At 74.9% G+C, this 2,900-nt stretch carries 4 protein-coding genes; all 4 read right to left on the reverse strand.

Going from position 1 to position 2,900, the window contains the following annotated elements; genetic code table 11:
- Positions 1–77 precede the first annotated feature (77 nt).
- The 4 genes from ACFWXO_RS44660 to ACFWXO_RS44675 all read right to left on the reverse strand — a co-directional run bounded on the left by ACFWXO_RS44660 (position 78) and on the right by ACFWXO_RS44675 (position 2,749).
- On the reverse strand, positions 78–509 hold the full coding sequence (locus ACFWXO_RS44660) for a hypothetical protein (RefSeq protein WP_031076309.1): 432 nt from the start codon (positions 507–509) through the stop codon (positions 78–80).
- Between the two features lie 43 nt (positions 510–552).
- A complete protein-coding gene (locus tag ACFWXO_RS44665; protein WP_380532813.1) occupies positions 553–1,245 on the reverse strand; it encodes a phytanoyl-CoA dioxygenase family protein in 693 nt (230 codons plus the stop codon).
- Between the two features lie 29 nt (positions 1,246–1,274).
- Positions 1,275–1,811: an ATP-binding protein gene (locus ACFWXO_RS44670; protein ID WP_380532816.1), complete on the reverse strand. Its 537-nt coding sequence runs from the start codon at positions 1,809–1,811 to the stop codon at positions 1,275–1,277.
- A 305-nt stretch (positions 1,812–2,116) separates the two neighbouring features.
- Positions 2,117–2,749: a hypothetical protein gene (locus ACFWXO_RS44675; RefSeq protein ID WP_380532819.1), complete on the reverse strand. Its 633-nt coding sequence runs from the start codon at positions 2,747–2,749 to the stop codon at positions 2,117–2,119.
- Between the last annotated feature and the right edge of the window lie 151 nt (positions 2,750–2,900).

Here is a 2,900-nt window from a genome sequence, read left to right on the forward strand (position 1 = left end):
GGCGGCCCGCGACTGAGCATGGGCACGGGCCGGGCCCCGCGGTGCGGGGCCCGGCCGGTGTGCTGGTGGTGCTCAGGTCAGCTGGCGAGCAGCTGCCAGTGGGTGACGGTGATGTCCTCCAGCGGGATGCCGAGGTCCTTGTAGATCCGCTGGTGCATGGCGCCGAACCAGGCGTCGCGGCGGTCGTCGAAGAACGCCTGGTCGTACCAGGCGACGCCGAGCAGGACGGTGCCGCCGCCGTTGGGGTTGCCGGGCTCGGCCTCCCAGTAGGTGCACTGCCAGTCCCAGAGCATGAGCTCCTCGGGGCGGTTGCGCAGGCGCTCGTCGGACTCGCGCAGGGACTGGATGCACCGCTCGGCGGTGGCCGCGTCGGGGCAGTAGTAGGTGCAGTCGGACTTGGCGATCGGGGTCTTGTCCGCGCGGCGGGCCGCGTCGGCGTCCTCCCCGGTCAGGACGCGGACCCGGGTCACCAGGTCCTCGCGGGTGGCGATCTCTTCGAGGATGGTCACGGCGTTGTGCTCCTCTCGCTGGGTGTTGATCCCTTGGGTGGTGCTACCAGCCCGTCCCGCTGAGCGGGTCGGGGCTGGGGCTCTGGGGGTCGCGGCGGCGGATGCCGCCGGGAGCGACGTAGCGGACGTTCAGGCCGACCCGGGCGCCGTCCCCGGTGTTGGTGCCGGAGCGGTGCAGCAGGCGGCCGTCCATGAGCAGGGCGGACCCGGCCGGCAGGGGCAGGGCGGTCGAGTCGCCGGTGGTGAAGCCGGTCGCCTGGTCGGCCCGGCCGCGTTCGGCGCCGTGCTCGGCCTCGGAGGCGAACGGCAGGTAGCCGAAGTGGTGGGAGCCGGCCACGGCGTGCAGGCAGCCGTTGTCGAGGGTGGCGTCGCTGATGGCCAGCCAGGCGGAGACCGAGCGGTCGGGGTCGAGCTCGAGGCGGGCGTCGATGCCGTCCTGGTGCCAGGGGATCTCGAAGGCGCGGTGGGGCCACTTCACCACCAGGAAGGTGTTCTCCACTGCGACGTCCGGCCCGATCGCCTCCTGGACGGCGGCCAGCAGGCTCGGGGCGCGGACGGCCACGCGGGCCCAGTCGGCGGCCAGGTGCGGGTTGCGGACGATCTCCTGGCGACGGGCACGGTGCTCGGCGACGAGCTGGACGGCCCGGGCGCGGGCGGCCCCGGGGGTGGACCACTCGATGCCGGTCCGCATCCCGCGGCGGCCGAGGATTCCATCGGCGCTGGTCACATCGGTCATCAGGTCTCGTCCCTTCGAGGCGGTGGCGCTCAGGCGGCGGTGCGGGGGCGGGTGCTGTCGGGTGCGAACGGCGGGCGTATCGGGGCGCGTCCGGGGCGCGGGAGCGCGCGCAGGACGCCTCGCACCGCCCGGCGGGAGGCAGCCATGACCTGGCGCCGGGTCACCGGCTGCTCGGGCAGGGCCAGCTCGGCCCAGACCCGCTTGCCCCGCTCGGTCCGCTCGCTCCCGTGGGCCAGGGCGAAGTGCTCGACCAGTTCCAGCCCCCGGCCGCTCTCCCCGGTCATGCCGGCACGGCGGCGCCTGGGCAGCGCGGTCGAGCCGTCGTAGACCTCGACCAGGGCCCGCCGCAGCGAGACGTTCACGTGGACGGCGACGGTCAGCATCGGCGCCTGGGTGTGCCGGACGGCGTTGGTCACCAGCTCGGAGGTGACCGTGTCCAGCGCGAGCCGGGTGTCCTCGTCGAGCCGGACGCCCCAGCCGGCGACCAGTGCCCTCACCCTGCGGCGGGCGGCGGGGGTGGCGGCGGGATCGCGGACCAGGAAGAAGCTGCTGCTGCACACGCGCATGTCGAAGGAACCCTTCGGGGCGTCGGGCCGGGGCTGGGGGCTTGGGGAGTCCGCGCGGAGGGAAGGAACTTGTCTCGCCTGATCTCCGCCGGGCTGGTACACAGTCAACTCCCGTCAGCACTGCCTGCGGTGGTGCCAGCAAGGGGTGCATTTTGCGTGCGGGGGGCCGCTTAGGGGGGCCAGGATCGGGCACCAGACGGTCAGACGCTTGGGGGACGGGCATGATGGCACCAGACGGCATCGGCGCCATGCTGAGGGAGATCCGGGAGTCCGCCGAACTCACCCGCGAGGAACAGGCCCTGCGCTTACAGAAGGCCCAGGGCGGCAGGTGGTTCGACCCGGAGAACCTGAAGCGCTGGGAGACCGAGCGCCGCCTGCCCATCCCGAAGTGGCACCAGCTGCTGGCTGACGGGTACGGGCGGTCGGTGGAGGAGATCGCATCGGCGGTCGCGGTGTCCAGGCGCTGGCGCAGGCGACAGCGGGCGGCCGGCAGCAGCGGGGAAGAGGGAACGACGGTGAAGCGACGGCAGTTTCTCGGTGTGGCAGCCGCGGCGACAGGGGTAGTTGCCCTGCCCGGCATCGCGGAGGCCCGGCAGGGCATCGACGCGGGCCTGTCGGGGTCCGACGCGGGTGATCTCGCCTACCTCGACGGGGCGTTCGAGCGCCACCGGGGCGGCTACCACGGGCGCCCGCCGGGTGTCGTCCTCACGCAGATGCGCGCCGACCTCGACCTCCTGCGCGATGTCCTGACCCGACCCCACCCCGCCGACGCCCGCGCGGACCTGGCCCGCACCGCCGCCGGGATCACTGGCCTCGTCGCGATCATCCAGCACGACCGGGGCGACCAGCGCGACTCCCACGGCTGGTTCGCCACCGCCGAGCGGGCCGCCCAGGAGTCCGGCGACCGGGACATGCTGGCCTGGGTCCTGGCCCGGCATGCCATGGTCCCGCTCAACTACGGCGCCCCCGGCGCCGGGGGGGGGGGGGGGGGCCCCGGCCGGCCCCCCGCGGCCCCCCCCCCCCCCCCCCCCCCCCCCCCCCCCCCCCCCCCCCCCCCCCCCGCACCCCCCCCCCCCGCGGCCCCCCCCC

It is taken from the genome of Kitasatospora sp. NPDC059088, assembly GCF_042738155.1.
Lineage (GTDB): Bacteria > Actinomycetota > Actinomycetes > Streptomycetales > Streptomycetaceae > Kitasatospora.